The organism is Comamonadaceae bacterium OTU4NAUVB1, from assembly GCA_024372625.1.
Classification (GTDB): domain Bacteria; phylum Pseudomonadota; class Gammaproteobacteria; order Burkholderiales; family Burkholderiaceae_C; genus Variovorax.
Genome location: CP099605.1, coordinates 3206951 through 3232913 on the forward strand (window position 1 = coordinate 3206951; position 25963 = coordinate 3232913).

Annotated in this window: 24 protein-coding genes and 1 pseudogene; 11 read left to right on the forward strand and 14 right to left on the reverse strand. The window is 70.0% G+C overall.

Going from position 1 to position 25963, the window contains the following annotated elements; translation table 11 throughout:
- Positions 1-161: 161 nt before the first annotated feature.
- Positions 162-1466, forward strand: coding sequence for a lysophospholipid transporter LplT (gene lplT, locus NF681_18515; protein ID UST54231.1), 1305 nt, complete (start codon positions 162-164; stop codon positions 1464-1466).
- Between the two features lie 8 nt (positions 1467-1474).
- On the forward strand, positions 1475-1975 hold the full coding sequence (locus tag NF681_18520; protein UST54232.1) for a glutathione peroxidase: 501 nt from the start codon (positions 1475-1477) through the stop codon (positions 1973-1975).
- Positions 1976-2003: 28 nt separating this feature from the next.
- Here NF681_18520 and glcF read toward each other — a convergent pair whose 3' ends face one another.
- The 7 genes from glcF to NF681_18555 all read right to left on the reverse strand — a co-directional run bounded on the left by glcF (position 2004) and on the right by NF681_18555 (position 9189).
- Positions 2004-3233 carry a glycolate oxidase subunit GlcF gene (glcF, locus tag NF681_18525; GenBank protein UST54233.1) on the reverse strand — a complete coding sequence of 410 codons (1230 nt, stop codon included), beginning with the start codon at positions 3231-3233 and terminating at the stop codon, positions 2004-2006.
- A 63-nt stretch (positions 3234-3296) separates the two neighbouring features.
- On the reverse strand, positions 3297-4196 hold the full coding sequence (locus tag NF681_18530; GenBank protein ID UST54234.1) for a DUF1275 domain-containing protein: 900 nt from the start codon (positions 4194-4196) through the stop codon (positions 3297-3299).
- 67 nt (positions 4197-4263) lie between these two features.
- A complete protein-coding gene (glcE, locus tag NF681_18535; protein ID UST54235.1) occupies positions 4264-5397 on the reverse strand; it encodes a glycolate oxidase subunit GlcE in 1134 nt (377 codons plus the stop codon).
- Positions 5398-5462: 65 nt separating this feature from the next.
- Entirely contained in the window at positions 5463-6410 is a 948-nt protein-coding gene (locus tag NF681_18540) for an SMP-30/gluconolactonase/LRE family protein (protein ID UST54236.1), read from the reverse strand.
- Between the two features lie 188 nt (positions 6411-6598).
- Positions 6599-7819 (reverse strand): ammonium transporter, encoded by a 1221-nt coding sequence (amt, locus tag NF681_18545; protein ID UST55842.1) that lies wholly within the window; start codon positions 7817-7819, stop codon positions 6599-6601.
- Between the two features lie 235 nt (positions 7820-8054).
- A complete protein-coding gene (gene glnK / locus NF681_18550) occupies positions 8055-8393 on the reverse strand; it encodes a P-II family nitrogen regulator (GenBank protein UST54237.1) in 339 nt (112 codons plus the stop codon).
- Between the two features lie 64 nt (positions 8394-8457).
- A complete protein-coding gene (locus NF681_18555) occupies positions 8458-9189 on the reverse strand; it encodes a TorF family putative porin (protein ID UST55843.1) in 732 nt (243 codons plus the stop codon).
- 190 nt (positions 9190-9379) lie between these two features.
- Between NF681_18555 and NF681_18560 the strand changes: the two are divergent.
- Positions 9380-10944, forward strand: a pseudogene (locus tag NF681_18560) (YifB family Mg chelatase-like AAA ATPase).
- Between the two features lie 61 nt (positions 10945-11005).
- Here NF681_18560 and NF681_18565 read toward each other — a convergent pair.
- Complete coding sequence (locus NF681_18565; protein ID UST55844.1) at positions 11006-12163, reverse strand: fumarylacetoacetate hydrolase family protein; 1158 nt, start codon at positions 12161-12163, stop codon at positions 11006-11008.
- 183 nt (positions 12164-12346) lie between these two features.
- On the opposite strand from NF681_18565, the gene NF681_18570 reads away from it, so the two are divergent.
- Positions 12347-13252: an acyltransferase gene (locus NF681_18570; protein UST54238.1), complete on the forward strand. Its 906-nt coding sequence runs from the start codon at positions 12347-12349 to the stop codon at positions 13250-13252.
- Positions 13253-13277: 25 nt separating this feature from the next.
- Here the strand turns inward: NF681_18570 and pncA are convergent, their stop codons facing one another.
- Positions 13278-14003, reverse strand: coding sequence for a bifunctional nicotinamidase/pyrazinamidase (pncA, locus tag NF681_18575; GenBank protein UST55845.1), 726 nt, complete (start codon positions 14001-14003; stop codon positions 13278-13280).
- Positions 14004-14425: 422 nt separating this feature from the next.
- Here pncA and NF681_18580 point away from each other — a divergent pair, with 422 nt between their 5' ends.
- Positions 14426-15199, forward strand: a complete 774-nt coding sequence (locus NF681_18580) for a ferredoxin--NADP reductase (GenBank protein UST54239.1) — start codon at positions 14426-14428, stop codon at positions 15197-15199.
- Positions 15200-15262: 63 nt separating this feature from the next.
- Here NF681_18580 and NF681_18585 read toward each other — a convergent pair whose 3' ends face one another.
- The gene (locus NF681_18585; GenBank protein ID UST54240.1) at positions 15263-18202 is read right to left on the reverse strand and encodes a DNA topoisomerase III; all 2940 of its coding nucleotides are present in this window, start codon (positions 18200-18202) and stop codon (positions 15263-15265) included.
- Between the two features lie 139 nt (positions 18203-18341).
- Here NF681_18585 and NF681_18590 point away from each other — a divergent pair, with 139 nt between their 5' ends.
- Genes NF681_18590 through NF681_18600 form a run of 3 tightly spaced genes read left to right on the forward strand, consistent with a single transcriptional unit; the run spans position 18342 to position 20232 of the window.
- The gene (locus NF681_18590; protein UST54241.1) at positions 18342-18962 is read left to right on the forward strand and encodes an SET domain-containing protein-lysine N-methyltransferase; all 621 of its coding nucleotides are present in this window, start codon (positions 18342-18344) and stop codon (positions 18960-18962) included.
- A gap of 1 nt (position 18963) precedes the next feature.
- Positions 18964-19785 carry a biotin--[acetyl-CoA-carboxylase] ligase gene (locus NF681_18595; GenBank protein UST54242.1) on the forward strand — a complete coding sequence of 274 codons (822 nt, stop codon included), beginning with the start codon at positions 18964-18966 and terminating at the stop codon, positions 19783-19785.
- A 6-nt stretch (positions 19786-19791) separates the two neighbouring features.
- Positions 19792-20232 carry a hypothetical protein gene (locus NF681_18600; GenBank protein UST54243.1) on the forward strand — a complete coding sequence of 147 codons (441 nt, stop codon included), beginning with the start codon at positions 19792-19794 and terminating at the stop codon, positions 20230-20232.
- Between the two features lie 11 nt (positions 20233-20243).
- Here the strand turns inward: NF681_18600 and NF681_18605 are convergent, their stop codons facing one another.
- Positions 20244-20663 (reverse strand): YbaN family protein, encoded by a 420-nt coding sequence (locus tag NF681_18605; protein ID UST54244.1) that lies wholly within the window; start codon positions 20661-20663, stop codon positions 20244-20246.
- Positions 20653-21135: a MarR family transcriptional regulator gene (locus tag NF681_18610; protein UST54245.1), complete on the reverse strand. Its 483-nt coding sequence runs from the start codon at positions 21133-21135 to the stop codon at positions 20653-20655. The genes NF681_18605 and NF681_18610 overlap by 11 nt, the downstream gene beginning before the upstream one ends.
- Before the next feature lie 140 nt (positions 21136-21275).
- Between NF681_18610 and recA the strand changes: the two genes are divergently transcribed.
- Together recA and recX are read left to right on the forward strand one after the other, a co-directional pair.
- Positions 21276-22454: a recombinase RecA gene (gene recA, locus NF681_18615; protein ID UST54246.1), complete on the forward strand. Its 1179-nt coding sequence runs from the start codon at positions 21276-21278 to the stop codon at positions 22452-22454.
- 105 nt (positions 22455-22559) lie between these two features.
- Positions 22560-23039, forward strand: a complete 480-nt coding sequence (gene recX / locus NF681_18620; GenBank protein UST54247.1) for a recombination regulator RecX — start codon at positions 22560-22562, stop codon at positions 23037-23039.
- Positions 23040-23102: 63 nt separating this feature from the next.
- Here recX and NF681_18625 read toward each other — a convergent pair whose 3' ends face one another.
- Positions 23103-23531 (reverse strand): YiaA/YiaB family protein, encoded by a 429-nt coding sequence (locus NF681_18625; GenBank protein ID UST54248.1) that lies wholly within the window; start codon positions 23529-23531, stop codon positions 23103-23105.
- Between the two features lie 150 nt (positions 23532-23681).
- Positions 23682-24605 (reverse strand): N-acetyl-gamma-glutamyl-phosphate reductase, encoded by a 924-nt coding sequence (argC, locus tag NF681_18630; protein ID UST54249.1) that lies wholly within the window; start codon positions 24603-24605, stop codon positions 23682-23684.
- Positions 24606-24786: 181 nt separating this feature from the next.
- Here argC and sucC point away from each other — a divergent pair, with 181 nt between their 5' ends.
- The gene (sucC, locus tag NF681_18635) at positions 24787-25953 is read left to right on the forward strand and encodes an ADP-forming succinate--CoA ligase subunit beta (GenBank protein ID UST54250.1); all 1167 of its coding nucleotides are present in this window, start codon (positions 24787-24789) and stop codon (positions 25951-25953) included.
- The last annotated feature ends 10 nt before the right edge of the window (positions 25954-25963 follow it).

Genomic DNA, 25963 nt, shown 5'->3' on the forward strand with positions numbered 1-25963 from the left:
CGTGAATTCCTGCACGCAAGGCGCAGGAAACCTGGGGTTTTGCGCCAGATTTTGGCATTTCACCCCATGCTATAACCGCGCTCACGAACGTGCGTTCTTTTTACTTAAGACGCCTTTTTTCCCCGCCCCACACGCCAGTCCACTGGCCAGCCAGCCCATCGATGAAGCGCGGTTTCTACACCATCATGTCGGCCCAGTTCTTCTCGTCGCTGGCCGACAACGCGCTCTTCGTGGCTGCCGTCGAACTGATGCGAACCTCGGGCGCGCCCGAGTGGCAACGCGCCGCGCTGGTGCCCATCTTCACGCTCTTCTATGTCGCGCTGGCGCCGCTGGTGGGAGCCTTCGCCGACGCCTTTCCCAAGGGCAAGGTCATGTTCGCCAGCAACGCCATCAAGGTGGCGGGCTGCCTGATGATGCTGTTCGGCTCGCACCCCCTGCTGGCCTACGCGGTGGTCGGGCTCGGGGCCGCGGCGTACTCGCCGGCCAAGTACGGCATCCTCACCGAGCTGCTGCCCTCGTCGCAGCTGGTCAAGGCCAACGGCTGGATCGAGGGCCTCACCATCGCCTCGATCATCCTGGGCATCGTGCTGGGCGGCCAGCTCGTGGGGCACATGGTGTCGAGCCACCTGCTGGCGCTGGACTTTCCGGTCCTCGACACCGCCATCGACACGCCGCCCGAGGCGGCGATCTCGATGCTGATCTTCATCTACGCGCTGGCGGCCTGGTTCAACACGCGCATCCCGCACACCGGCGTCGAGATGCGCCCGGTGCGCGCCAACCCGCAGCACGGCATGGCGCGCAACGTCGCCGCCCTGCTGCCGGACTTCTGGCAGTGCAACATGCGCCTGTGGCGCGACAAGCTCGGCCAGATCTCGCTGGCGACCACCACGCTCTTCTGGGGCGCGGGCGGCAACCTCAAGTACATCGTGCTGGCCTGGGCCTCGCTCGCGCTGGGCTACAACACGGCGCAGGCTTCGTCGCTGACCGGCGTGGTGGCCATCGGCACTGCCGTGGGCGCCATCGTCGCGTCGATGCGCATGCGCCTGGACATGGCCACCCGCGTGATCCCGCTGGGCATCGGCATGGGACTCCTGGTGATCGGCATGAACTTCATCGGCAACATCTGGGTGGCGGTGCCGTTCCTGATCCTGCTGGGTGGGTTCGGCGGTTTCCTGGTGGTGCCGATGAACGCCCTGCTGCAGCACCGCGGCCACAACCTGATGGGCGCGGGCCGGTCGATCGCGGTGCAGAACTTCAACGAGCAGGCCTGCATCCTGGTGCTGGGCGCGTTCTACACCGCCTGCACGGGCCTGGGACTGTCGGCCTACACGGCCATCACCGCCTTCGGCATCGTGGTCGCGGGCTTCATGTGGCTGATCCGTCGCTGGCATCAGAACAACCTCAGGCGCTACCCGGAGGAGGTCGAGCACCTGCTGGCCATCGCGCGCAGCGACAAGCACCACTGAGCCGGCGCATGGAGACGATCTACGACTTCGAGGCCGACGACATCGACGGCGGGCGGGTGGCGTTCGATGCGTTCCGCGGCCGGGTGCTGCTGATTGTCAACACGGCCAGCCGCTGCGGCTTCACGCCCCAGTTCGACGGCCTGGAGGCGCTGCACCGCGCTCATGCCGGGCAGGGGCTGGTGGTGCTGGGTTTCCCGTCGAACCAGTTCGGGGCCCAGGACCCGGGCAGCGACGCCGAGATCGGTGCCTTCTGCCGGACCCACCACGGCGTGAGCTTCCGGATGATGCGCAAGATCGATGTCAACGGCGAGCGCGCGAGCCCGCTCTACCGCTGGCTGACGCACGAGAAGCCGGGCGTGCTGGGCACCGAGGCCATCAAGTGGAACTTCACGAAGTTCCTGGTCGGGCGCGACGGCCGGGTGATCCGGCGCTACGCGCCGCTGGACAAGCCGGCCTCGCTGACCGCCGACATCCAGGCGGCGCTGGCGGTGCCGCCCCCGGGCGCCTAGGCGCCGGGGTGCCCGGGCGCGTGCCGGCTCATGCCGGCGCCAGCGCCGCGTCCAGCACCTCCACCCAGTGGCGCACCGGCACCGCGCTGCCGCTCTGCAGGTGCGTGATGCAGCCGATGTTGGCCGAGGCGATGGTGGCCGGCTGGAGCTGGTTCAGGTGCCCGAGCTTGCGGTCGCGCAGCGGGTAGGCGAGCTCGGGCTGCAGCACCGAGTACGTGCCGGCCGAGCCGCAGCACAGGTGCGCCTCGCTCCGGGCGACCTGCACGTCGAAACCCAGCGCGCGCAGGTTCACCTCGACGCCGCCGCGCAGCTTCTGGCCGTGCTGCAGCGTGCAGGGCGGGTGGTAGGCGACGACGCCCTCGGGCGCGCGCACGCGCGCCTTGAGCGCCGGCACGAGCTCGGGCAGCAGCTCGCTCAGGTCGCGCGTGAGTTCGCCGATGCGCTTGGCCTTGGCCGCGTAGGCCGCGTCGTCCTTGAGGATGTGGCCGTAGTCGCGCACCGTGACGCCGCAGCCCGAAGCGTTCATGACGATCGCCTCGACCTCGCCACGGTCCACGTACGGCCACCAGGCGTCGATGTTGGCGCGCATGTGGGCCCGGCCGCCTTCGTGGTCGTTGAGGTGGAACTTCACCGCGCCGCAGCAGCCGGCCTCGGGCGCGATCACGGCCTGGATGCCGGCGGCGTCGAGCACGCGCGCGGTGGCGCCGTTGATGTTGGGCATCATCGACGGCTGCACGCAGCCCGCGAGCATCAGCACCTTGCGCGCGTGCGTGGCCGTCGGCCAGCGCCCGGCGTCCTGGCGCGCCGGCACCTTCGCCTTGAGCTTCTCCGGCAGCAGCCCGCGCACCGATTGCCCGAGCTTCATGGCCGGGGCGAACAGCGGCGAGGTCAGGCCTTCCTTGAGCAGCCAGCGCGTCGCCCGCTCGGCGGCCGGGCGCGGCACCTTCTCGTCGACGATCCGGCGGCCGATGTCGACCAGGTTGCCGTACTGCACGCCGCTCGGACAGGTGGTCTCGCAGTTGCGGCAGGTCAGGCAGCGGTCGAGGTGCAGCTGGGTGGCGCGCGTGGGCTGCTTGCCTTCGAGCACCTGCTTCATGAGGTAGATGCGACCGCGCGGGCCGTCGAGCTCGTCGCCCAGCAGCTGGTAGGTCGGGCAGGTGGCGGTGCAGAAGCCGCAGTGCACGCACTTGCGCAGGATGGCCTCGGCTTCGCGGCCGTCGGGCGTGCCCTGGAATTCGGGGGCGAGTTCGGTTTGCATCGTGGAGCGTCTCGTGTTCTGTTCGATGGGGAAGGCAGAGGATCGCAGCCGCGGGCGTTCCCGTCAGGCCGAGGGGAATGAGGGCGGTGGCGCGGCGGGCGCGGGCGGGGCGGAGGCCGGCGGGTCGAAGGACGGCCCGTCCGCGTCCGGCGAGCGCACGGGCGAGGGGGGTGGACGGGAACGAACGACGCGTCGCCGGAACGACGCCAGCCGATGACGCAGGTAGGCCGAGCGCCGCAGGTCGCGGCGCAGCGGCGGCAGCGACAGCGCCAGCAGCAGCGCGGCCAGCGGCATCACCCAGACGAAGCCGACGTACTTGAAGCCCGCCGCGCCGACGATGCCGCCCGCGATGAACATGGCCAGCAGGCCGCCGTGGAAACGCAGGGCCGGACGGCTGGCGCGCACGCGCTCGTCGGCCGCCAGGCCACGCGGGTTGCGATAGAGCAGCCGACCGAGCTCCAGCCCCAGGTCGGTGACGTGGCCGGTCATGTGGGTGGTGCGCAGGCGGCCGTGCGACATGCTCGAGCTCAGCGCGTTCTGCAGGCCCATGATGTAGGACAGCAGCAGCACCGTCAGCGGCACCGAGAACGGCGTCGGCCAGGTCAGCGTGAGGGCACCGAGCAGGCCGAACACCAGCAGCAGCCCGGCCTCCAGCAGCAGCGGCATGGCATAGGCGCTGCGCAGGTGGTGACGCTGCGCCCAGTGGACGATCACCGCCGTGCTGGCCGCGCCACCCATGAAGGCCAGCAGCGCGCCGACCGCGCCCAGGATCAGCGTCGCATGGCCCAGCACCAGGCCGTCGGCCACCTGCGAGGCGAAACCCGACATGTGCGAGGTGTACATGTGCACCACCAGCAGACCACCGGCATTCACCGCGCCGGCGTTGAACGCCAGCAGCAGCCCCAGCAGGTTGTCGATCGACGCCGTCCGGTGCCGACCGGAGAGGTGGAGCAGGCGGCGCATGGAGAGGCGGAGCGCTGGACGTAGGCGGGACGAAGGAGCGGCCGTGCGGTCGGGAAGCCCGCGACCGCTAGAGGCTGGCCGGCGCGGCGGAACGCTCGAACAGGCCGGCCGGATCGAATTCCCGCTGCAGCGCCGCCTGGATGCGCGCCAGGGCCGGAGACGGCGGCTCGCCACGCTGGGCCGCCACGCCGTTCGTCCGGCTGGCCACGGCGTCCCGGAAGCGCGTCGCGTGCCCGCCCACGGATCGCGCCGCCGCGCGCCAGTGGTCGTCCTGGCCGGCTGGGGCGCGGTACCAGCGCTGGCCGCCGTGCCACTCGACCAGCGGACCGGCGTCCTCGCGGGCACCGGCCGGCGGCGCGATCACCGGCGCGGTCTGCGGCACCGACAGCCGCCAGAGGTCGCGTGCCTCGCCGCGCTCGGCGAACCACGGCAGGCCCTGGTCGCGGCACAGCGTCCAGTCGGCCGGGGCATCGGGACACGGTTCGCCGCCCAGGTGCGAGCAGGCGGCCTCCACCGCCGCCACGGCACCGCGCAGGCGCAGGTAGAGCACGCCACGGCCCGCGTCCTCGACCCAGCAGCTGGCGTTGAGCGGCAACGGCCGCCCGCCCCAGCCGTTGAGCAGGTCGAGCGCCTCGGCCTGGCCGCACTCGAAGCGCAGCGTGGCCTCGGCCGGGGCGATGGGGAGCACCTTCAGGCTGACCTCGGCGATCACGCCGAGCGTGCCGAAGGAGCCGGCCAGCACGCGCGAGACGTCGTAGCCCGCGACGTTCTTCATCACCTGGCCACCGAAGCTCAGCACCTCGCCGCGCCCGTCGATCAGCTTGACGCCGAGCACGTAGTCGCGCACCGCGCCGACGCTGGCGCGCGCCGGACCCGACCAGCCGGCGGCGACCATGCCGCCGACCGTGCCCGCCTCGCCCGTCGCGTCGAAATGCGGCGGCTCGAACGGCAGGCACTGCCCCTCGGCCGCCAGCGCCGCCTCCAGCTCGGCCAGCGGCGTGCCGGCCCGGGCGGTGACGACCAGTTCGCTGGGCTCGTAGGCGGTGATGCCCGCGAGGGCACGGGTGTCGAGCACCTGGGTCCCGTCGCGGGCGGGGACGTCGTGGAAGTCCTTGGTGCCGCCGCCGCGGATGCGCAGCGGGGTGGCGGCGGCGGCGGCGGCGCGGATGCGCTCGACGAGAGGTTGGAACGGGGAATCCATGCGGTCGATGGTACCGCCGGAGGGCCGGCGGAGCGGTCGCGCCGGAGGCTCGCCGAGGACGCCCGTCAGTCCTCGAAGAACCGCACCGGCAGCCCCGGCGTCGCGACGCGGGTTGCGAGCACGCGGCCCGACTCGGGCAGGCGCGCCAGCTCCTCGGCCGGACGGCCTTTGGAGGCGGTCGTGACGAAGAGCGTGCGCAGGTCGGCACCGCCGAGGCAGGGCATGGTCGGGCATCGCGCCGGCACGGCCAGGGCCTCGACCCGTTCGCCCGCCGGCGAGAAGCGCAACAGCTGGGCGCCCTCGAACATCGCCACCCAGTAGTGGCCCTGGCGGTCGACGGTGGCGCCGTCGGGCCGGCCGTCGTAGCGCGCCGGCGGAGCGGACGACCCGCCCTCGGACCGGGTGTCGAAGCGGGCGAAGGTGCGCTCGCCCGTGAGCGTGTTGGCCTCGGCGTCCCAGTCCCAGGCGCGCACGCGGTGCGCCGGGGTGTCGGCCCAGTAGACGGTGCGGGCATCGGGCGAGAAGGCCAGGCCGTTGGCGGTGGTGACCTGTCCGGCCATCGTGGCGAAGCGCGGCGCATCCGACGGCCGGCCGGGGCGCAGGTCGAGGCAGTGCAGCGCGGCGGTGGCGCCGTCCTTGGCCTCGTTGATCGTGCCGGCCCAGAAGCGGCCGAGCGCATCGCACTTGCCGTCGTTGAAGCGCATCGTGCGGGGGTCGTGAATGGCCGGTTCGAGGAGTTCCAGCGCGCCGCCCCAGGCGCGCGCGCGATGGATGCCTTCGCGCAGGGCGATCACCAGGCCGCCGCTGCGCGCGGGGGCCATGCAGCCGGGCTCGCTCGGCAGGGTCCAGCGCTCCACCGCGCGGGCGCGCGGCGGACCGTCGCCCTCGTGCAAGGTGGCGCGCAGCACGGTGCGCCCGGGAATGTCGAGCCAGTAGAGGGCGTGCTCGAGGGGGTGCCAGAACGGGGATTCGCCGAGCTGACAGAAGCTGTCTTCGAGGGAGGTCCAGGTCATGAAGACGATTGTGTCGCGCTCCGGCGCGCCCGTGCCAAAAAAACAGCCCGCGGGCGCTGGGCGCCGGCGGGCTGAACATCCATCCAAGGAGACACTCGCTGAAGAACTCGGTCCGTCCGGATGAGGGGAAAGGTGAATGCGGTGCGACGGGTCCGGGCCGCCCGATCGGGGCGGCACCGGACGCGGGCTCAGCGGTTGTAGGCCGTCTCGCCGTGCGACGAGATATCGAGGCCTTCGCGCTCTTCCTCTTCGGTCACGCGCAGGCCGATGGTCAGGTCGGCGATCTTGAAGGCGATGAACGAGACGACGCCCGACCACACCATCGTGAACAGCACGCTCTTGACCTGGATCCAGACCTGGCCGCCCATCGTGAAGGTGTCGGGGGTCAGGCCGCCGGTGCCGCCCAGGCTCTGCGAGGCGAACACGCCCGTCAGGATGGCGCCCAGGATGCCGCCCACGCCGTGCACGCCGAAGACGTCGAACGCGTCGTCGACCTTGAGCATGCGCTTGAGGCCGCTGACACCCCACAGGCAGACGATGCCCGCCAGCAGGCCCAGCACGATCGAGCCCATCGGGCCGACGAAGCCCGCCGCGGGCGTCACCGCGACCAGGCCGCCGACCGCGCCGGAGGCGGCGCCGAGCATCGACGCCTTGCCGCGGTGCAGGCTCTCGCCCAGGCTCCACGACAGGGTGGCGGCAGCGGTGGCGAGCACCGTGTTGATGAACGCGAGGCCGGCCGAGGCATTGGCCGCGCCGGCCGAACCGGCGTTGAAGCCGAACCAGCCGACCCACAGCAGCGAGGCACCGACCATCGTGAGCGTCAGCGAGTGCGGCGTGAACGCCTCCTTGCCGAAGCCCAGGCGCTTGCCCACCATGTAGGCACCCACCAGGCCGGCGACGCCGGCGTTGATGTGCACCACCGTGCCACCGGCGAAGTCGAGCGCGCCGTCCTTGCCCAGCAGGCCGCCGCCCCAGACGATGTGCGCCATCGGCACGTAGCTGAAGGTGAACCACAGCACCGAGAACAGGATGATCGCGGAGAACTTCGCCCGCTCGGCGAAGGCGCCCACGATCAGCGCCACGGTGATGGCCGCGAAGGTGCTCTGGAACGAGACGAACACGTACTCGGGGATGGTCGTGAGCGCGCCGAAGGTCTCGGTGGTGACGCCCTTCAGGAACATCTTGTCGAGCCCGCCGAAGAAGTTGCCCTCGCCGGTGAACGCCAGGCTGTAGCCGTAGATGGCCCACAGGATGCTGATGAGCGAGAAGATCACGAAGACCTGCATCAGCACCGACAGCATGTTCTTGGAGCGTCCGAGGCCGCCGTAGAACAGCGCCAGACCCGGCAGGACCATCAGGATCACCAGCAGCGTGGAGGTCAGCATCCAGGCGGTGTCGCCGGAATCGATCTTGGGCGCGGGCGCGGCGGCCGGCGCCGAGGCGGCGGCAGCGGTGGCGGGCGCGGCGGAGGCGGCGACGGAAGCCGACGCGGGCGCCTCGGCGGCCGTGGCCGCCGGTGCGGTGGCCGGGGCGGGCTGCGCGAAACCGGTGATGCCGGCGGTCAGGACGCTCAGTCCGAACGCCAGTGAGACAAGCAGTTTTTTCATTTGTATCGTTCTTTCGTGCCGTGTCGGGTCATCGCGCTCAGAGGGCTTCGCGACCGGTCTCGCCGGTGCGGATGCGAACGACCTGCTCCAGGTCGTAGACGAAGACCTTGCCGTCGCCGATCTTGCCGGTGCGCGCGGCGCTCTCGACCGCCTCGATGACGCGCTCGACCAGGTCGTCGGAGACGGCCGCCTCGATCTTCACCTTCGGCAGGAAGTCGACGACGTACTCGGCGCCGCGGTAGAGCTCGGTGTGGCCCTTCTGGCGTCCGAAGCCCTTGACCTCGGTGACCGTGATGCCCTGGACGCCGATGGTCGACAGGGCCTCGCGCACCTCGTCGAGCTTGAAGGGTTTGATGATGGCCGTGACCAGCTTCATTTGAAATTTCTCCTGGAATGGAATGGCGAAGGCGCGGCAGCAAGGCCCGCGCCCTCCTGGAGGCTCAGAGTGCCTTGCTCACCGTGACGATGGCGCGTGCCTTGTTGATGTCGCCGAAGTAGTTCTTCTTGGTGGCGCCCTGCACGCCGCCGTACAGCGCCAGGCCGTTGCCGAAGTCGTAGGACACGCCCACGGCGTAGTCGACGTAGCTGGGCACGCCGCTGCCACGGATGTCGCTGGAGAAGCGCGTGTAGTTCACGGCGCCCTTGAGGGTCAGCGAAGGGGCGATCTCCTGGGCCACGATCAGGCTCAGGTAGCCGGTGCCCGTGCCCTTGAGGCCGGAGTCGTTGCGGTAGTTGGCGTAGCCGAAGTAGTCCTTGGACACGGTGGCCGCGTACTTCAGGGTCACGGGGCCCAGGGTGCCCGCGCCGTACAGTTCGGTCGTGTTGCCGGTGCTGTTGCCGGGGTAGACGTAGGTCAGCGCGCCCACGTCCCAGGCGATGCCGCCGGCGGCGAACTTGTAGCCGCCGTAGAAGTCGCTCTCGATGCTGTTGCCCGGCAGCCAGTTGACGCTGGAGTTCCAGTTGCCCACGTACCAGCCGGTCTCGCCGAACGCATAGTCCAGACCGCCCTGGATCGCCGGCTTGAACGCGCGGTTCTTGCTGGTGTCCTGGTCCTGGCCACGGAACTTGTAGTTGCTCGTCAACGCGACGTTGCCCGTGAACTGGGCGGCGGCGAGCATGGGCAGCGACGCCAGGGCGGCGACGGCCAGGGCCTGGGCGGTCTTGCGGTGCATCATCGGGTGACTCCTCGAGTATTTAATAGGTTGGGAAGTCCTTCAAAGCAGGGAGCGTGCCAAAGGCGTCGAACCGCGTGTCACCGCGTTTCGTCCGTCCCTCGGCCCGGGCGCACCAAAAGAGCGGCCCGGCTGGCACTGGAAGATTGACGCACCATGTTGGTGATTAAAAGCAAGCAGGGAGAAGAAAATGAGTCTGTCTTTGGTGCAGAGCCGGGCGCTGCTCGGCCTGGAGGCGCCATCGGTCACCGTCGAGGTGCATCTGGCCAACGGCCTGCCGAGCTTCACGCTGGTCGGCCTGGTCGATGTGGAGGTCAAGGAAGCGCGCGAGCGGGTGCGCTCGGCCATCCAGAACGCCGGGCTGGAGTTTCCCAACAACAAGCGCATCACGGTCAACCTCGCGCCGGCCGACCTGCCCAAGGACTCCGGCCGCTTCGACCTGCCCATCGCCCTGGGCATCCTGGCGGCGAGCGGACAGATCGAGGCGGCGCGGCTGGCCGGCCACGAGTTCGCGGGCGAGCTGTCACTCTCGGGCGAATTGCGTCCCGTGCGCGGGGCCTGGCGATGGCGTTGGCGCTGCTCATGCACGGCGTCGCGACCCGGCTGGTGCTGCCCCCGGACAGTGCGCGCGAGGCCGCGCTGGTGCCCGGCGCCGAGGTCTATGGTGCGCGCCACCTGCTCGACGTGGTCGACCGGTTCCGCCCGCCGCCGGCCGAGGGCGCCGCCCCGTCCGAACCCGCCACCGGCGCCGGGCCCGGGACCGGCTGGACGCGCCTGCACCCCGCCACCGGTGCAGCCGAGGCCGTGGCCTATCCCGACCTCGCCGATGTCAAGGGTCACGCGGGGGCCAAGCGCGTGCTGGAGATCGCGGCGGCCGGCGGCCACAGCCTGCTGATGGTCGGCCCGCCGGGATCGGGCAAGTCGATGCTGGCGCAGCGCTTCGCCGGCCTGCTGCCGGCCATGACGGTGGACGAGGCGCTGCAGAGCGCGGCCGTCGCCAGCCTGGCCGGACGTTTCTCGCCGGCGCACTGGATGCGCCGCCCGACCTGTGGGCCGCACCACACCGCCAGCGCCGTCGCGCTGGTGGGCGGCGGCTCGCCGCCGCGCCCGGGCGAGATCTCGCTGGCGCACCACGGCGTGCTGTTCCTCGACGAATTCCCGGAGTTCTCCCGCGCCGCGCTCGAGGCCCTGCGCGAGCCCCTGGAGACGGGCACCATCACCATCGCGCGCGCCGCCCGGCGCGCCGAGTTCCCGGCCCGCTTCCAGCTCGTCGCGGCGATGAACCCCTGCCCCTGCGGCCACCTGGGCGCGGCGCGTCACGCCTGCCGCTGCACGCCCGATCAGGTGCTGCGCTACCAGGGGAAGCTCAGCGGCCCGCTGCTCGACCGCATCGACCTGCACATCGAGGTGCCGGCGATCCCCGCCCAGGAACTGCTCGACACCGCCCTGGAGGGCGAATCCACCGCCGTCATCCGCGCGCGCGTCGTGGCCGCGCGCGACCTCGCCCTGGCGCGCCAGGGCCGGACCAACCAGGCGCTGCAGGGCGCCGACATCGACCGCCACGCCGCGCTCGAGCCCGCCGCCCTGACGTTCATGCACGCCGCCGCCGCCAAGCTGGGCTGGTCGGCGCGCGGCACGCACCGCGTGCTGAAGGTGGCGCGCACCGTGGCCGACCTGGCCGGCGCGGCCGGGGTGCAGGTCGCGCACGTCGCCGAGGCGGTGCAGTACCGGCGGGCCTTGCGCGCGGCGGGGTGAGGGCGGTGAGGGCGGTGAGGGCGGCGTGGGGGGTGCGGACGGCCGCCGGCGCCGCGTCGCCTCAGAGCAGCCCGCGCCCGGCCAGGTTCTTCATCAGCGCGCCGATGCCGAAGGTCCAGCGCGGTGCCTGATCGGCGTGCACCACGCGATTGATCAGCGCACCGAGCTCGGGCGCGGCGATGCGCACGCGGTCGCCCACGACGTGGGTGAAGCCCTGGCCGGGACCGTGGCGGTCCTGCGTCGGCGCGAACATGGTGCCCAGGAACAGCATCAGGCCGTCGGGGTAGGCGTGGTGCGCGCCGATGGCCTGGCCCACGAGATCGAGCGGATCGCGGCTGATCCGCGCGAGCGAGCTCGATCCCTCCATCACGAAGCCTTCGGGGCCGTCCACGCGCAGGGCCACCGTGATGCGGCGCACGTCGTCGATGCCGAAGTGATCGTCGAACAGGCGGATGAACGGCCCGATGGCGCAGGAGGCGTTGTTGTCCTTGGCCTTGCCCAGCAGCAGGGCGCTGCGGCCCTCGAAGTCGCGCAGGTTGACGTCGTTGCCCAGCGCGGCGCCCTTCGTGCGGCCCTGGCTGTCGACGGCCAGCACGACTTCCGGCTCGGGGTTGTTCCAGACCGAGCCCGAATGGATGCCGACCTGCGCGCCGGTGCCCACGGCCGCCAGCACGGGCGCCTTGGTGAAGATCTCGGCGTCCGGGCCGATGCCGACCTCCAGGTACTGCGACCAGGCCCCCTGGGCGATCAGCACCTCCTTCACGCGCGCCGCCTCGGGCGAGCCCGGCACGATCCCGTGCAGGTTGTCGCCCAGCACGTCGCCCAGGGCCGCGCGGGTGGCCTCGGCGCGCGAGGCGTCGCCCCGGGCCTGCTCCTCGATCACGCGCTCGAGCAGGCTCTCGATGAAGGTCACGCCGCTGGCCTTCACGGCCTGCAGGTCGCACGGGGCGAGCAGGTGGGGCGTCGCGTCGCCGCCGGCCTCGGCGGCCGTGGCCAGCACGTCGTCGAGCGAGGCGATGCGCGGCGCCGTGCCGGCCGCCAGCGCGGCGCGCACGGCGGCGGCGGGGTCCTGGCCCTCGAGCAGCGCGCTGGCGGTGGGCGCCAGGCGCGAGAGGTCGTGCAGTCCGCCCTCGTGCACCGCCACCAGCACCGGCCCGACGCCCGGCTGCCAACAGCGGCCCACGAGCGTCGCGCGCTGGACGTCGCGGGGCAGCGTCATCGCCGCGTCGAGCCCGAGGGAGGGCGACGCAGCGGAATCGAAAACGGCGTGGTCGGCGGTCGTGGAAGGCATGGTGCGTGTCTCTCGATGCAGGGTCGTTGGAAGGCCTGGAGCGGCATGGGATTCTCGGCCGCTTCGGCGGCCGGACAATGCGCGGTTGTCCTCACCCTTCCCGCTCCTCCCATGCTCGGCTTCCTTCCTCCCGTCGTCCGCGGCGTCGTCGCGTTCCTGCTGCTGGTGATCAACACGCTGTTCTGGTGCGCGTTGCTCTTCGTGTGCGCGCTGGTGAAGCTGGCGCTGCCGTTCGCGGCGGTGCGGCGGCGCATCGATCCGCTGCTCAACGCCATCGCCACGGCCTGGATCGCCTGCAACGGCGCCTGGATGCGGCTGACCCAGCGCACCGCGTGGGACGTGGCGGGCGTGGACACGCTGGCCTACCGGGGCTGGTACCTGGTCAACGCCAACCATCAGTCGTGGGTCGACATCTTCGTGCTGCAGCGCGTGCTCAACCGGCGCATCCCGCTGTTGAAGTTCTTCCTGAAGCAGCAGCTGATCTACGTGCCGGTGATCGGTCTGGCGTGGTGGGCGCTCGACTTTCCGTTCATGAAGCGCCACGGCAAGGCCGACCTGCGCAGGAACCCAGCGCTGCGCCAGCAGGACCGCGAGACCACGCGCCGCGCCTGCGAGAAGTTCGCGCTGGTGCCCACCAGCGTGATGAACTTCGCCGAGGGCACGCGCTTCACGCCGGCCAAGCACCGCGCCCAGTCCTCGCCCTACCGCCACCTGCTCAAGCCCAAGGCCGGCGCCCTGGCACTGGCGCTCGACGCCATGGACGGCAAGTTCCAGTCGCTGGTCGACGTGACGATCGTCTACCCGGACGGCGTGCCGAGCTTCTGGGATTTCCTGTGCGGGCGCACCACCCGCGTGGTGCTGCGCGCGCGCGAGGTGCCGATCCCCGCGGCCTTCGGCCACGGCGACTACGAAGGCGATGCGGCCTACCGCGGCGACTTCCACCGCTGGCTGGCGGAGGTCTGGGCGTTCAAGGACGCGCAGATCGAACGGCTGCTGCGCCCGGGCCCAAGCGCCTGATCGGGGCCGGCGGCCGGCCGGCCCGTCAGGTTCCCAGGATGTCGGTCGACCGGATGCGCCTGACCCCTTGGGCCGTCATCCGCTTCCACGCCGCCGCCAGCGAGCTGTTCAGGTCGATGGCGCGCGTGGCGTCCTCGATCACGCAGGCCTCGAAGCCGGCCTTGCGGGCATCGAGCGCCGTCCAGGCGACGCAGAAGTCGGTCGCCAGCCCGGTGACGAACACGGTCCTGATGCCGCGCTGCTTCAGGTAGCCCCCCAGGCCGGTGGCGGTCTTGCGGTCGGCCTCCTCGAAGGCGGAGTAGCTGTCGACGTCCTTGTGGAAGCCCTTGCGCACGATGACCTGCGCGGTGGGCAGCTTCAGGTCCCGGTGCAGCGCGGCGTCCTCGGTGCCCTGCACGCAGTGGTCGGGCCACAGCACCTGCGTGCCATAACTCAGCGTCGTGGTCTCGAAGGGCTTGGCGCCGGCGTGCGCGGTGGCGAAGGACGCGTGGCCGGGCGTGTGCCAGTCCTGCGTGACGACGATGTTCTCGAAGGCCGCGGCAAGCCGGTTGATGACCGGCACGACCTCGGCGCCGCCCTTGACCGGCAGCGTGCCGCCCTCGACGAAGCAGTTCTGGACGTCGACGACGATCAGCGCGGCCTTCGCGCCCGGCACGATCCGGGTCGCGGCGAACGCGACGCCGGCGAAATGCGTCGACAGGCCGGCGAGCCCGAGCGCGGCGCCGGCGTGGAGGAAGGTTCTGCGATGCATCGGCACTCCTTGGAACGGGATGGAAAAGAGGGAACGCGGAGCGACCGGGTGGCGGTTCGGCACGCGGGGGCGCCGGGCCGGTCGCTGCAGGCCCGGGAACCGGCACCGGACCTCGGCGTTCACCGCCAGTTCGGCCATCGAGCCCCGGAAGCGGACCTCGCCCTTCTGCAGCACGCAGGCCCGCGCGGCGAAGTGCGTGTTCTGCTCCGACAGCAGGATGCCCACGCCCTCGGCCTTGAGCGCAAGGATCATGCCGGCCATCCGCTCGACGATCACCGGCGCGATGACTTAGACCCCGCTGGCGGTGCCGGCTCGCGGGTCGAAGACAATCGGAGGCCTTCGACCGGTTGACGCCGCCAGCCCTTGCGCCAAGCATCCGTCGCCGCCATCCCGTCAACTTCTCCCTTCGAGTCTTTCCTTTCATGAGTGCATTCAGCGAAGAACGCGTCCTGTCAGTCCACCACTGGACCGACCGCCTGTTCACCTTCACCACCACGCGCGACCCGGCACTGCGCTTCTCCAACGGCCACTTCACCATGATCGGGCTGCGGGTCAACGACAAGCCGCTGCTGCGCGCCTACAGCATCGCCAGCCCCAACTACGAGGAATACCTCGAGTTCCTGAGCATCAAGGTCGACGACGGCCCGCTGACCTCGCGCCTGCAGCACATCCAGGTCGGCGACACCGTCATCGTCGGGCGCAAGCCCACGGGCACGCTGCTGATCGACTACACCCTGCCCGGCAAGCGGCTCTACCTGTTCGGCACCGGCACCGGCCTCGCGCCCTTCATGAGCATCATTCGCGACCCGGAGACCTACGAGAAGTTCGAGAAGGTGATCCTGGTGCACGGCGTGCGCCAGATCGACGAGCTGGCCTACCACGACCTGGTGGTGGACCATCTCCCGCGCCACGAGATCCTGGGCGAGATGATCGAGAAGCAGCTGCTGTACTACCCGACGGTGACGCGCGAGGAATACCGCAACATGGGCCGCATCACCGAACTGGTGGAGAGCAACAAGCTCACCGACGACCTCGGCCTGCCCCCCATCGACCCCGCCGAGGACCGCGTGATGCTGTGCGGCAGCCCCGGCATGCTGGTCGACCTGAAGCACATGCTGGAAGGCCGCGGCTTCAAGGAAGGCAACACCTCCACCCCCGGCGATTTCGTCGTCGAGCGGGCCTTCGCCGAGAAGTGACGCGGCCTCCGCGCGGGGCGGTCCGGACGCAGCGCCCGGCCCGATGGCGGGGCGCCCGGCCGCTCAGGCCGTCAGGTGCTTGCCGACGATGCCGGCGAGTTCGAACATCGTCACCTGGTCCTTGCCGAACACCGCCCTGAGCTTGGCGTCGGCGTTGATGGCGCGCTTGTTGGCCGCGTCCTGCAGGCCCTGGGCCTTGATGTAGTCCCACAGCTTCTTGATGACCTCGGTGCGCGCCACGGGCTCGGCGCCGATCACCGCGGCCAGGGCCTCGCTCGGCTTCAGTCCGGCGCCGGGCGTCGTCTTGCGCGGCGCCTTCGGGGCGGCGGCCTTCTTGGCGGCGGCGGTGGCCGTCTTCTTCGCCGCGGCGGCCGTGGCGGTCTTCTTGGCGGGCGCGGCCTTGGCGAAGGTCTTGCGCGGCGGGAATTTGCTCCCCCCCTCGCGCGGCGCGAACTCGAAGACCACCTTGCCCTCGTCCTTGCTCCACGCCAGGAAGGCCTTGAAGGCGCGGCGCGTGCGCATCGAGACGAACTTGTCGAGCAGGTCGGTCTTGCCGGTGGCCAGCAGCTTCTCCATCTGTTCGCGCTCGACCGGCTGCGTCAGGATGATCTTGCCGGTCTTGAAGGTGCAGTTCGGCGTGGGCTGCGCCAGCGTGGGCACCGACTTCTCGCAGACGTAGTTGGCGCCGTGCTCGAACACCGGCGCGCCACACACCGGGCAGGGGCCCAGCGTGTCCTGCGGGCCGAAGTCGACGAGCTCGCCGGACTCGGCGTTCTTGTCGTCGCCGAAATCGAATTCGAGCTTGAAGTTCTTCGCCTCCTCGTCGTACTTGATGACGATCTCGGAGGTGAACGGCCAGCCGGCCTTGGAGCGGAAGCCCTCGAGCGGGCCGATGCGCCGCTCGGCCAGCAGCCGCTCGGCCTCGGCCACCTCGAAGGTGCGCCCGGCGGGCGACTTGCCGAACGAGAAGCCGCAGCCCTCGGGCGCGCCGGGCTTGCCGACGCAGGTGTAGCGGCGGTAGTTCTCGCGCACCACGCCGCCGCAGTTCGGGCAGGGCGCCTGCAGCGTCGCGTAGTCGCCCGGCACGGTGTCGCGGTCGTACTCCTTCGCCTTGCGCACGATGTGCTGCGTCATCTCGGCGATCTCGTGCATGAAGGTCTCGCGGCTGAGCGCGCCGCGTTCCATCTGCGCGAGCTTGTATTCCCAGTCGCCGGTCAGCTCGGCCTTGGAGAGTTCCTCCACGCCCAGGCCGCGCAGCAGCGTCATGAGCTGGAACGCCTTGGCCGTCGGGATCAGCTCGCGGCCCTCGCGCAGCATGTACTTCTCGGCGATCAGGCCCTCGATGATGGCCGCGCGCGTGGCGGGCGTGCCCAGGCCCTTCTCCTGCATGGCCTCGCGCAGTTCGTCGTCGTCGATGGTCTTGCCCGCGCCTTCCATGGCGCCCAGCAGCGTGGCCTCGGAGTAGCGCGCGGGCGGACGGGTCCTGAGCGCCTTCGGATCGGCCGCGACGGTCTTCACGACCTCGCCCGGCTTCACCGGGACGAGGTTCTTGCCGTCCTTCTCGTCGTCGTCGCTCGCGGCCTCCTTGCCGTAGATGGCCAGCCAGCCCGGCTTGACCAGCACCTTGCCGTCGCTGCGGAACGGGTATTTCCTGCCGTTCGCCTCCACCGTGCTGATGCGGGTGGTGACCTGGAATTCGGCGCTCGGGAAGAACACCGACAGGAAGCGGCGCACGACGAAGTCGTAGAGCTTCTGTTCGGCCTCGGACAGGCCGCTGGGCGCCTGCAGCGTCGGGATGATCGCGAAGTGGTCGGACACCTTGGCGTTGTCGAAGATGCGCTTGTTGGGCTTGACGTAGTTGCCCTCGACGGCCTGCCTGGCGAACGGCGCGAGGTGGCGCATGCCGCTGTCGGCGAGCATCGCCATCGTGTCCTTGACCACCGGCAGGTAGTCCTCGGGCAGGGCGCGCGAGTCGGTGCGGGGATAGGTCAGCGCCTTGTGGCGCTCGTAGAGGCTCTGCGCCAGCGCCAGCGTGGTCTTGGCCGAGAAGCCGAAGCGGCCGTTGGCTTCGCGCTGCAGCGAGGTCAGGTCGAACAGCCCCGCGGAGGCCTGCGTGGTGGGCTTGCTCTCCTCGGTGACGGTGGCGGGCTTGCCGCGCGCGGCCTCGGCGATCTCGCGCGCCTCGCGTTCGCTCCAGACGCGGTCGGCGCGCTGCTCGGGATCGGCCACGCCGTCCGGCCCGGGCGGCGGCTTCCTGAACTGCGGGTCGAACCATTTGCCCGGGTAGGTGCCGGCCTGGGCCTCGAAGCTGCCGTGCACCTCCCAGTAGTCGCGCACGACGAACTTGCGGATCTTCTCCTCGCGCTCGACCACCACCGACAGCGTGGGCGTCTGCACGCGCCCCACGGTGGTCAGGAAGAAGCCGCCGTCGCGCGAGTTGAACGCCGTCATGGCGCGCGTGCCGTTGATGCCCACGAGCCAGTCGGCCTCCGAGCGCGAGCGCGCGGCGTCGGCCAGGCCCTGCATCTGGGCTTCGGTGCGCAGGTGCTCGAAGCCGTCGCGGATGGCCTGGGGGGTCATCGACTGCAGCCACAGGCGCCGCACCGGCTTGCCCAGCGGCTTGGCGCCACCGGCGTACTGCTCGATCAGGCGGAAGATGAGTTCGCCCTCGCGCCCGGCGTCGCAGGCGTTGATGATCTGCGTCACGTCCTTGCGCTTGGCCTGCTTGACCACCGCGTTCAGGCGCGTCTTGGTCTTGTCCACCGGCTTCAGGTCGAAGCGCGGTGGGATCACCGGCAGGTTGGCGAAGCTCCACTTGCCGCGCTTGACGTCGAACTCCTCCGGCGCCTGGATCTCGACCAGATGGCCGACCGCGCTGGTGACGACGTAGCCGTCGCTTTCGAAATACTCGTCGTGCTTCTCGAACTTGCCGGCCGTGGGCGTGAGCGCACGGACGATGTCCTGCGCCACCGAGGGCTTTTCTGCAATTACCAAGGTCTTCATGGATCCGTCATTCAAGGTGGGGGCGGGGTCGGCGCCGGAACGCCCGGCGGGGCCGGAATCGCGTCCTTACAATGCGCCGCTCTCGCGGGCGCACGCATGCACGCGCATGTGTGCCTATTCAAACTAACAGACTTCGGCGATGCCTTCAAAACCCCCACCGGCCGCCGGCCGCCGCATCCAGACCCGCCGATCGGGCGTGCACGGCAAGGGCGTGTTCGCGCTGCGCGACATCGCCGCGGGCGAGATGCTGATCGAATACAAGGGCGAGGTCATCAGCTGGAAGGAGGCCCTGCGCCGCCATCCGCACGACCCCTCGCAGCCCCAGCACACCTTCTACTTCCACATCGACGACAAGCACGTGATCGACGGCCGCGTCGATGGCAACGCCGCGCGCTGGATCAACCACGCCTGCGACCCCAACTGCGAGACCGACGAGGTCGACGGGCGCATCTTCATCAAGGCGGCCCGCGACATCGCCGCCGGCGAGGAGCTCAACTACGACTACGGGCTGGTCATCGACCTGCCCTACACGCCCGAGCTGCTGGCCGAATTCCCGTGCTGGTGCGGTGCCGACACCTGCCGCGGCACGCTGCTCGCGCCCAAGCCGGAAGCGGAGAAGAAGAAAAACAAAAAGAAGAAGAAGAAGGATCGGAAAAAGGACAGGAAAGGCAGGAAGGACGGAAAACGCAAGGACGCCGCAAAGACCCGGGACGAGGACGCGGGGACATCCGGCGCGGCCGGCGACCCCTCGCGCGACTGACATGCCGCACGCCTGGCCCGTCACCGACCTGTCGGCCGCCCTGGCGCCGCTGCTGCCGGGCCTGGGCGTCGAGGTCGTCGCCGAGATCGATTCCACCAACACCGAACTCATGCGCCGCGCCCGCGCCGGCGACACCGCCCCGGTGCTGCTGGTGGCCGAGCGCCAGACCGCCGGACGCGGCCGGCTCGGCCGGTCCTGGAGCATCCAGGGCATCGAGCCCGGCACGCAGGCCGTCTCCCTGATGTTCTCCCTCGGGCTGCCGTTCGCGCCCAGGGACTGGTCGGGCCTGTCGCTGGCGGTCGGCGTCAGCGTGGCCGACGGCATCGACCCCGGCGGCGCGGCGGGCGTGCGCCTGAAGTGGCCCAACGACCTGTGGATGGCCGACGACCGCAAGCTCGCCGGCATCCTCATCGAGACCGCCTCGGCGGTCGCCGGCAACGGGACCGGCGCCGGTGCACCGCGCCAGCTCGTGATCGGCATCGGCATCAACATCGGTCCACGCGACGCGCAGGGCCTGCGCGCGCCGCCGGCCTGGGTGCGCGAATGGCGGCCCGACGCCAGCGCCGCCGACGTGCTGCGCGACATCGCGGTGCCGCTGGTGCGCGACGTGCAGTCGTTCGGCGCCCGGGGCCTGGCGCCGTTTGCCGAGCGCTTCGCCGCGCGCGACGCCCTGCGCGGGCGCGAGGTCGACCTGAGCGACGGCACCACCGGGCAGTGCGAAGGCATCGGCTGGGACGGCGAGCTGCGCGTGCGCACGGCCGACGGCCTGCGCTCGATCGTCAGTTCCGACATCAGCGTGCGGCCGCGCCGCGCCGGGGACTGAACGGCCATGGGGCGCGCGGCGATCCTCGTGCTGGCGCTCGCGAACCTCGGGTATTTCGCCTGGCGCACGGGCGCGCTGGCGGCCTTCGACCTCGTGCCGGCGGATCTCGCGGCGCGCGAGCCGCAACGCCTGGTCCGGCAGATCTTTCCCGAGCGGCTGCGCGTCGTGACGACGGAACGGATGCGGGAGGAAGCCAGCGCGCGGGCACGGGCGGAGGCCGACGCCGACGCTCAGGTCCGGATCCGGGCCCAGACACGGGAGATCCGCACCACCGCCACGGCGACGCTGGCGGGGTCCGGCACGGTGATCGGGGCGTCCGAGCCGGTCGTCCTGTCGGTAGCGCCCGAGGCGCCGGCGTCGATGCCACCGGCCTCGGCCGCGGCCGCGTCCGCGTCCGCATCGGAACGCGCCCCCGAACCGTCCCGGCCGGCATCGGCGGCCCCGTAGCGTCGCTGGCGTCAGCCCGGCTCGGGCCGCGACCAGAGCCAGCCCAGCACCGTGGCCATCACGCCCAGGACCAGTCCCGCCACCCACATCGTGCGGATGCCGTGCCAGACCAGGACGGCGCTCGCGCCCATGGTGAGCGTGGCGACCCACTTGGCGCGGCGCGAGACCTTGCCGCCGTCGTCCCAGTCGCGCAGCAGCGGGCCGAACAGCCGGTGCGCGTAGAGCCAGGCATGCATGCGCGGCGAGCTGCGCGCCGCGGCCCAGGCGGCCATCAGGATGAAGATCGTGGTCGGCATGCCCGGCACGATCGCGCCGATCACGCCCAGCACCACGCAGAGGCCCGCGAACGCCATCAGCAGCCAGCGCGCGAGGCGCGGCAGGGGCCTGCGCGGCGGCACGCCCGGGGCGCCGCGGTCCTCGTCAGGAGGCATAGGCCTCCAGGCCGATCGTCACGACGGTGGCGATGTCGTCGCCCACGCTGGCGCGGAATTCGGCCTCGGCCTGTGCCACGGCCTTGCGGAAGGCTTCCAGCCAGGCCAGGCCGTCGGCGGTGAACAGCACCCGGCGCGCCCGCGCGTCGAGCGGGTCGGGACCGCGCGTGACCAGGCCCCAGGCCTCGCACTGGTCGACCAGCGTGCCCATCGCCTGCTTGGTCATGCCCGCGCGCGCGGCCAGCTCGGTCAGGCGCGAGCCACCACGTTCGAGGTGTCGCGTGATGTGGATGTGGGCGGCGCTGACCTGCGAGCGCGCGGCGAGGTTGGACAGCGCCAGCGGCACGTCGACGTCGTGCGCCATGAGCGTCAGCACGCGCTCGTCGAAGCGACGCATCGCATGGCCGAGCAGGCGGCCCAGGTGGGTCTGGCGCCAGTCGTCGGCGGCGTCGAAAAGCGGCGTTTCGGTCATCGGAAAATGGTCATCCAAACTGACCAAAAAACGCTCTTGTTCTTTGGCACACCGTCTTAAACTACTGTTCAAGCATCCAGCCAGCCACCTGCAGACACCGGATGCGAACATCACAACCCGTTGATTTTAAAGGATTTCTCATGGACGCACTCGTCAAGGGCACCAGCATCTCCGTCGCCGGCAGCGAAAAGGCCAAGGCCCTCCAGGCCGCGCTCGCACAGATCGAAAAGCAGTTCGGCAAGGGCACGATCATGCGTCTGGGAGAAGGCGAGGCGCTGGAGGACATCCAGGTGGTGTCGACCGGCTCGCTCGGCCTGGACATCGCATTGGGTGTCGGCGGCCTGCCGCGCGGCCGCGTGATCGAGATCTACGGCCCGGAATCGTCGGGCAAGACCACGCTCACGCTGCAGGTCATCGCCGAAATGCAGAAGCAGGCCGGCACCTGCGCCTTCGTCGACGCCGAGCACGCGCTCGACGTGCAATACGCCCAGAAGCTCGGCGTCAACCTGTCCGACCTGCTCATCAGCCAGCCCGACACCGGCGAACAGGCCCTGGAGATCGTCGACTCCCTGGTGCGCTCGGGCGCCGTGGACCTGATCGTGGTCGACTCGGTCGCCGCGCTCACGCCCAAGGCCGAGATCGAGGGCGAGATGGGCGATTCGCTGCCCGGCCTGCAGGCCCGCCTGATGAGCCAGGCGCTGCGCAAGCTGACCGCCACGATCAAGAAGACCAACTGCATGGTCATCTTCATCAACCAGATCCGCATGAAGATCGGCGTGATGTTCGGCTCGCCCGAGACCACCACCGGCGGCAACGCGCTGAAGTTCTACGCCTCCGTGCGCCTGGACATCCGCCGCATCGGCACCATCAAGAAGGGCGACGAGGCGATCGGCAACGAGACCAAGGTCAAGGTCGTGAAGAACAAGGTCAGCCCGCCGTTCAAGACGGCCGAGTTCGACATCCTGTTCGGCGAGGGCATCAGCCGCGAGGGCGAGATCATCGACATGGGCGTGACGGCCAAGATCGTCGACAAGTCCGGCGCCTGGTACGCCTACATGGGCGAGAAGATCGGGCAGGGCCGCGACAACGCGCGCGAGTTCCTGCGCGAGAACCCGTCGCTGTCGCGCGAGATCGAGAACAAGGTGCGCGAGTCGCTGGGCATCCCGATGCTGGCGGCGGATGCGGGCGCGGCCGACGCCGCGGTCGCCTCGAAGGCGGACAAGGCCGACAAGGCCGACAAGGCGGAAGCGAAGGCCGACAAGGCCGCCAAGCAGCCGCAGTCCCAGCCGCAGCCGCAGCAGCCGCCACTGGCGTCCTGATCGCCCCTCCCCGGTGCCGCCAAGGCGCCCGCGCTTCTGGCGGCGGGCGCCTTTTTTCTTTCATCGCCGCCCCCGCGCCGCGTCTTCCCGAGGATCGATCCCGCCATGGCCTTCGCCGCTCCGTCCCTCAAGGGCCGCGCCCTGCGCCTGCTGAGCCAGCGCGAGCACTCGCGCGCCGAACTCGCGCGCAAGCTGGCGAAGTACGAAGAAGTGCCCGGCACGCTGGCCCTGGCCCTGGACGAGCTCGAGGCCAAGGACTTCATCAGCGAGGCGAGGGTGGTGCAGTCGGTGGTCCACCAGCGCGCGCCGCGCATGGGCGCGATGCGGGTGCGCCAGGAACTGCAGAAGAAGGGCATCGCGCCCGAGGCGATCGGCGAGGCCGTGGCCGGCCTCAAGGACACCGAACTCGCCCGCGCCCTCGACGTGTGGCGGCGCCGCTTCGACGCACCGGGCGCCGATCAGAAGGCGCGTGCCCGGCAGGCGCGCTTCCTGATGGCGCGCGGCTTCTCGGGCGCGGTGGTCGCGAAGGTACTGCGCGGCGCGGCCGACCCGAAGACCGAACCGGCGCCCGATTTCGACGCCTGAGCAGGTGCCGTGCTTCGCCGATGCGCTGGCCCAGCGTGCCCAGCGCTGGCCCGGACGGGGGCCCTATGCGCTCACGTTGTCGGACGCGGCTTCGGCCCGATGCGAGCCGGTGTCGCGTATGTTCTTCTGCACCGCGACCGAGCCGAACAAGGCCAACAGGAAAGCCATGGCATAGAAACCCTTCTCACTGCTGGCAAGCGTGGCGTTGAACAGCCCGATGGCCAGCAACGCCACGGCCAGCACGAGCGACAACCAGCACAGGCCGTAGTAGATGCCGGTCACGGCGATGCCCTCGAGCCGGTCGCGCACGGATTTCTGCAGCGAGACAGCGGCGAAGAGGCCGTATGCCAGCACCACGAAGTAGTAGCCCTTTTCGTTGAGCTGCATCGAGGCGTTCCACAAGCCGAGCATGTACACGGTGCCGCCCGCCAGGAGCGCGACCCACGATGCTGCGGTGAACGCACCCGTGGGTTTCTGGATTGAGACTGACATGACTTCTCCCTGGTTAAAAGGGTTCGGATCATGGTCATCTCGAACACATCGAATGTGGCGAAAAGACGCGCTGTGCTTGAGGACCTTGCTATCAAATCTGAAGCAAATCTGAACTCGGCGACGGGCGTGCGTCGAGCCAGCGCGTTGGGCTCAGAGCTTGAGCATCAGCTTCAGGTTCTGCACCGCGGCGCCGCTCGCGCCTTTGCCCAGGTTGTCCAGCCGCGCGATCACGACCGCGTGCCGGTGATCCTCGTTGGGGTACACGCGCAGTTCGAGTTCGTTGGTGTCGTTGAGCGCGGTGGGTTCGAGCTTGCCGTCGGCCGTGGGCGGCAGCACCTTCACGAAGCGCCCGGGGGTGTTGCTCTTGTCGTAATGCGCCGCCAGCGCCTCGTGCAGGTCGGCCGCGCGGGGCTTGCCCGGCAGGTCGTCGAGGTGCAGCGGCAACTGCACCAGCATGCCCTGCCTGAAGTTGCCCACCGACGGCACGAACATCGGCCGGCGCGCGAGACCGGTGTATTTCATGATCTCGGGAATGTGCTTGTGCTTCAGGCCGAGCGCATAGACCTCGTGGGGCGGCGCTTCGCCCTTCTCGTAGGCCTCGATCATGGGCCGCCCGCCGCCCGAATAACCGCTGACCGAGGGCAGGGCCAGCGGAAAATCCTTCGGGATCAGCCCCGCGTCGATCAATGGCCGCACGATGGCGATGGCGCCGGTCGCGTAGCAGCCCGGGTTGGCCACCCGGTCGGCCGCGGACACCGCCTCCCAGTGTCCCGCCACCAGTTCCGGAAAGCCGAAGACCCAGCGCGCGTCGGTGCGGTGCGCCGTCGAGGCGTCGATGATCTTCGGCCTGGCGCCAGGCAGCTGGTCGATCAGCGCCACCGACTCGATGGCCGCGTCGTCGTGCAGGCACAGCACGACGAGGTCGACGCCGGCCATCAGGTCGCGCTTGGCGTTCGTGTCCTTGCGCAGTTCCGGTGCGATGCTCACCAGCTCGATCTGCGGCATGGACTGGAGCCGTTCGCGGATCTGCAGGCCGGTGGTACCGGCTTCGCCATCGATGAAGACTTTGGGCATGATTGAAATGGGTAAATCCGTTAAAACCAAAGATCTAACGTCAAGCCACGGGCTCGCGTTGGTGCAGCGCACCATGATACATTTCCACGGTTAATCGCCGCCCCCGTCCCCGAGGCGCCGCGGCCCGCGATCGACATCCTTTTCATCGCCTGTTCTCAACCTCCGTCCCGAGAGACCCCTCATGAAGATTCACGAGTACCAAGGCAAGGAAATCCTTGCCAAATTTGGCGTGCCCGTGCCGCGCGGCATCGCGGCCTACACGGTCCAGGAGGCGGTCGAGGCCGCCCAGAAACTCGGCGGCCCCGTCTGGGTCGTCAAGGCGCAGATCCACGCGGGTGGCCGCGGCAAGGGCGGCGGCGTCAAGGTCGCCAAGACCATCGAGGACGTCAAGCGCATCGCCGGCGAGATCCTGGGCATGCAGCTCAAGACGCACCAGACCGGCCCCGAGGGCCAGAAGGTCCGTCGCCTCTACATCGAGGACGGCGCCGACATCAACAAGGAATACTACGTCTCGGCCGTGACCGACCGCGCGACGCAGAAGATCGCTTTCATCGCCTCCAGCGAAGGCGGCATGGACATCGAGGAAGTGGCCCATTCCTCGCCCGAGAAGATCATCACCGTCTACGCCGATCCCAAGGAAGGCCTGACCGACGCGCAGGCCAAGGAGATCGCCGACGGCATCGGCATGCCGGCGGACTCCACCGCGCAGACGGTCGACATCCTGAAGAAGCTCTACACCTGCTACATGGAGACGGATGCCGCGCTGGTCGAGATCAATCCGCTCAACCGCGACAGCAAGGGCAACGTGATGGCGCTGGACGCCAAGTTCAACTTCGACAGCAACGCGCTGTTCCGCCACCCCGAGATCGTCGCCCTGCGCGACCTCGACGAGGAAGACGCGGCCGAGGTCGAGGCCTCCAAGTTCGACCTGGCCTACATCAGCCTGGACGGCAACATCGGCTGCCTGGTCAACGGCGCCGGCCTGGCCATGGCCACCATGGACACCATCAAGCTGTTCGGCGGCGAGCCGGCCAACTTCCTCGACGTGGGCGGCGGCGCCACCCCCGAGAAGGTGACCGAGGCCTTCAAGATCATGCTGAAGAACAAGAACGTGGAAGCCATCCTCGTGAACATCTTCGGCGGCATCATGAAGTGCGACACCATCGCCACCGGCGTCATCGCCGCGTGCAAGGCGGTGAACCTGCAGGTGCCGCTGGTCGTGCGCATGAAGGGCACCAACGAGGTCGAAGGCAAGCAGTTGCTGGCCGATTCGGGCTTGCCCATCATCAGCGCCGACACCATGGCGGACGCGGCCCAGAAGGTCGTCGCAGCGGTCAAGAAGGCCTAAGGAACACAGT

What these genes read in the sequence shown, in the direction of transcription:
- NF681_18605 (UST54244.1), bottom strand. Translation starts at nt 20,663, where the DNA reads ATGCCTCCTGACGAGGACCGCGGCGCCCCGGGCGTGCCGCCGCGCAGG.
- NF681_18520 (UST54232.1), top strand. Translation starts at nt 1,475, where the DNA reads ATGGAGACGATCTACGACTTCGAGGCCGACGACATCGACGGCGGGCGG.
- recA (UST54246.1), top strand. Translation starts at nt 21,276, where the DNA reads ATGGACGCACTCGTCAAGGGCACCAGCATCTCCGTCGCCGGCAGCGAA.
- recX (UST54247.1), top strand. Translation starts at nt 22,560, where the DNA reads ATGGCCTTCGCCGCTCCGTCCCTCAAGGGCCGCGCCCTGCGCCTGCTG.
- NF681_18595 (UST54242.1), top strand. Translation starts at nt 18,964, where the DNA reads ATGCCGCACGCCTGGCCCGTCACCGACCTGTCGGCCGCCCTGGCGCCG.
- NF681_18540 (UST54236.1), bottom strand. Translation starts at nt 6,410, where the DNA reads ATGACCTGGACCTCCCTCGAAGACAGCTTCTGTCAGCTCGGCGAATCC.
- NF681_18585 (UST54240.1), bottom strand. Translation starts at nt 18,202, where the DNA reads ATGAAGACCTTGGTAATTGCAGAAAAGCCCTCGGTGGCGCAGGACATC.
- NF681_18570 (UST54238.1), top strand. Translation starts at nt 12,347, where the DNA reads ATGCTCGGCTTCCTTCCTCCCGTCGTCCGCGGCGTCGTCGCGTTCCTG.
- NF681_18555 (UST55843.1), bottom strand. Translation starts at nt 9,189, where the DNA reads ATGCACCGCAAGACCGCCCAGGCCCTGGCCGTCGCCGCCCTGGCGTCG.
- NF681_18600 (UST54243.1), top strand. Translation starts at nt 19,792, where the DNA reads ATGGGGCGCGCGGCGATCCTCGTGCTGGCGCTCGCGAACCTCGGGTAT.
- glnK (UST54237.1), bottom strand. Translation starts at nt 8,393, where the DNA reads ATGAAGCTGGTCACGGCCATCATCAAACCCTTCAAGCTCGACGAGGTG.
- sucC (UST54250.1), top strand. Translation starts at nt 24,787, where the DNA reads ATGAAGATTCACGAGTACCAAGGCAAGGAAATCCTTGCCAAATTTGGC.
- NF681_18590 (UST54241.1), top strand. Translation starts at nt 18,342, where the DNA reads ATGCCTTCAAAACCCCCACCGGCCGCCGGCCGCCGCATCCAGACCCGC.
- argC (UST54249.1), bottom strand. Translation starts at nt 24,605, where the DNA reads ATGCCCAAAGTCTTCATCGATGGCGAAGCCGGTACCACCGGCCTGCAG.
- NF681_18565 (UST55844.1), bottom strand. Translation starts at nt 12,163, where the DNA reads ATGACGCTGCCCCGCGACGTCCAGCGCGCGACGCTCGTGGGCCGCTGT.
- NF681_18625 (UST54248.1), bottom strand. Translation starts at nt 23,531, where the DNA reads ATGTCAGTCTCAATCCAGAAACCCACGGGTGCGTTCACCGCAGCATCG.
- glcE (UST54235.1), bottom strand. Translation starts at nt 5,397, where the DNA reads ATGGATTCCCCGTTCCAACCTCTCGTCGAGCGCATCCGCGCCGCCGCC.
- lplT (UST54231.1), top strand. Translation starts at nt 162, where the DNA reads ATGAAGCGCGGTTTCTACACCATCATGTCGGCCCAGTTCTTCTCGTCG.
- NF681_18610 (UST54245.1), bottom strand. Translation starts at nt 21,135, where the DNA reads ATGACCGAAACGCCGCTTTTCGACGCCGCCGACGACTGGCGCCAGACC.
- pncA (UST55845.1), bottom strand. Translation starts at nt 14,003, where the DNA reads ATGCATCGCAGAACCTTCCTCCACGCCGGCGCCGCGCTCGGGCTCGCC.
- glcF (UST54233.1), bottom strand. Translation starts at nt 3,233, where the DNA reads ATGCAAACCGAACTCGCCCCCGAATTCCAGGGCACGCCCGACGGCCGC.
- NF681_18580 (UST54239.1), top strand. Translation starts at nt 14,426, where the DNA reads ATGAGTGCATTCAGCGAAGAACGCGTCCTGTCAGTCCACCACTGGACC.
- NF681_18530 (UST54234.1), bottom strand. Translation starts at nt 4,196, where the DNA reads ATGCGCCGCCTGCTCCACCTCTCCGGTCGGCACCGGACGGCGTCGATC.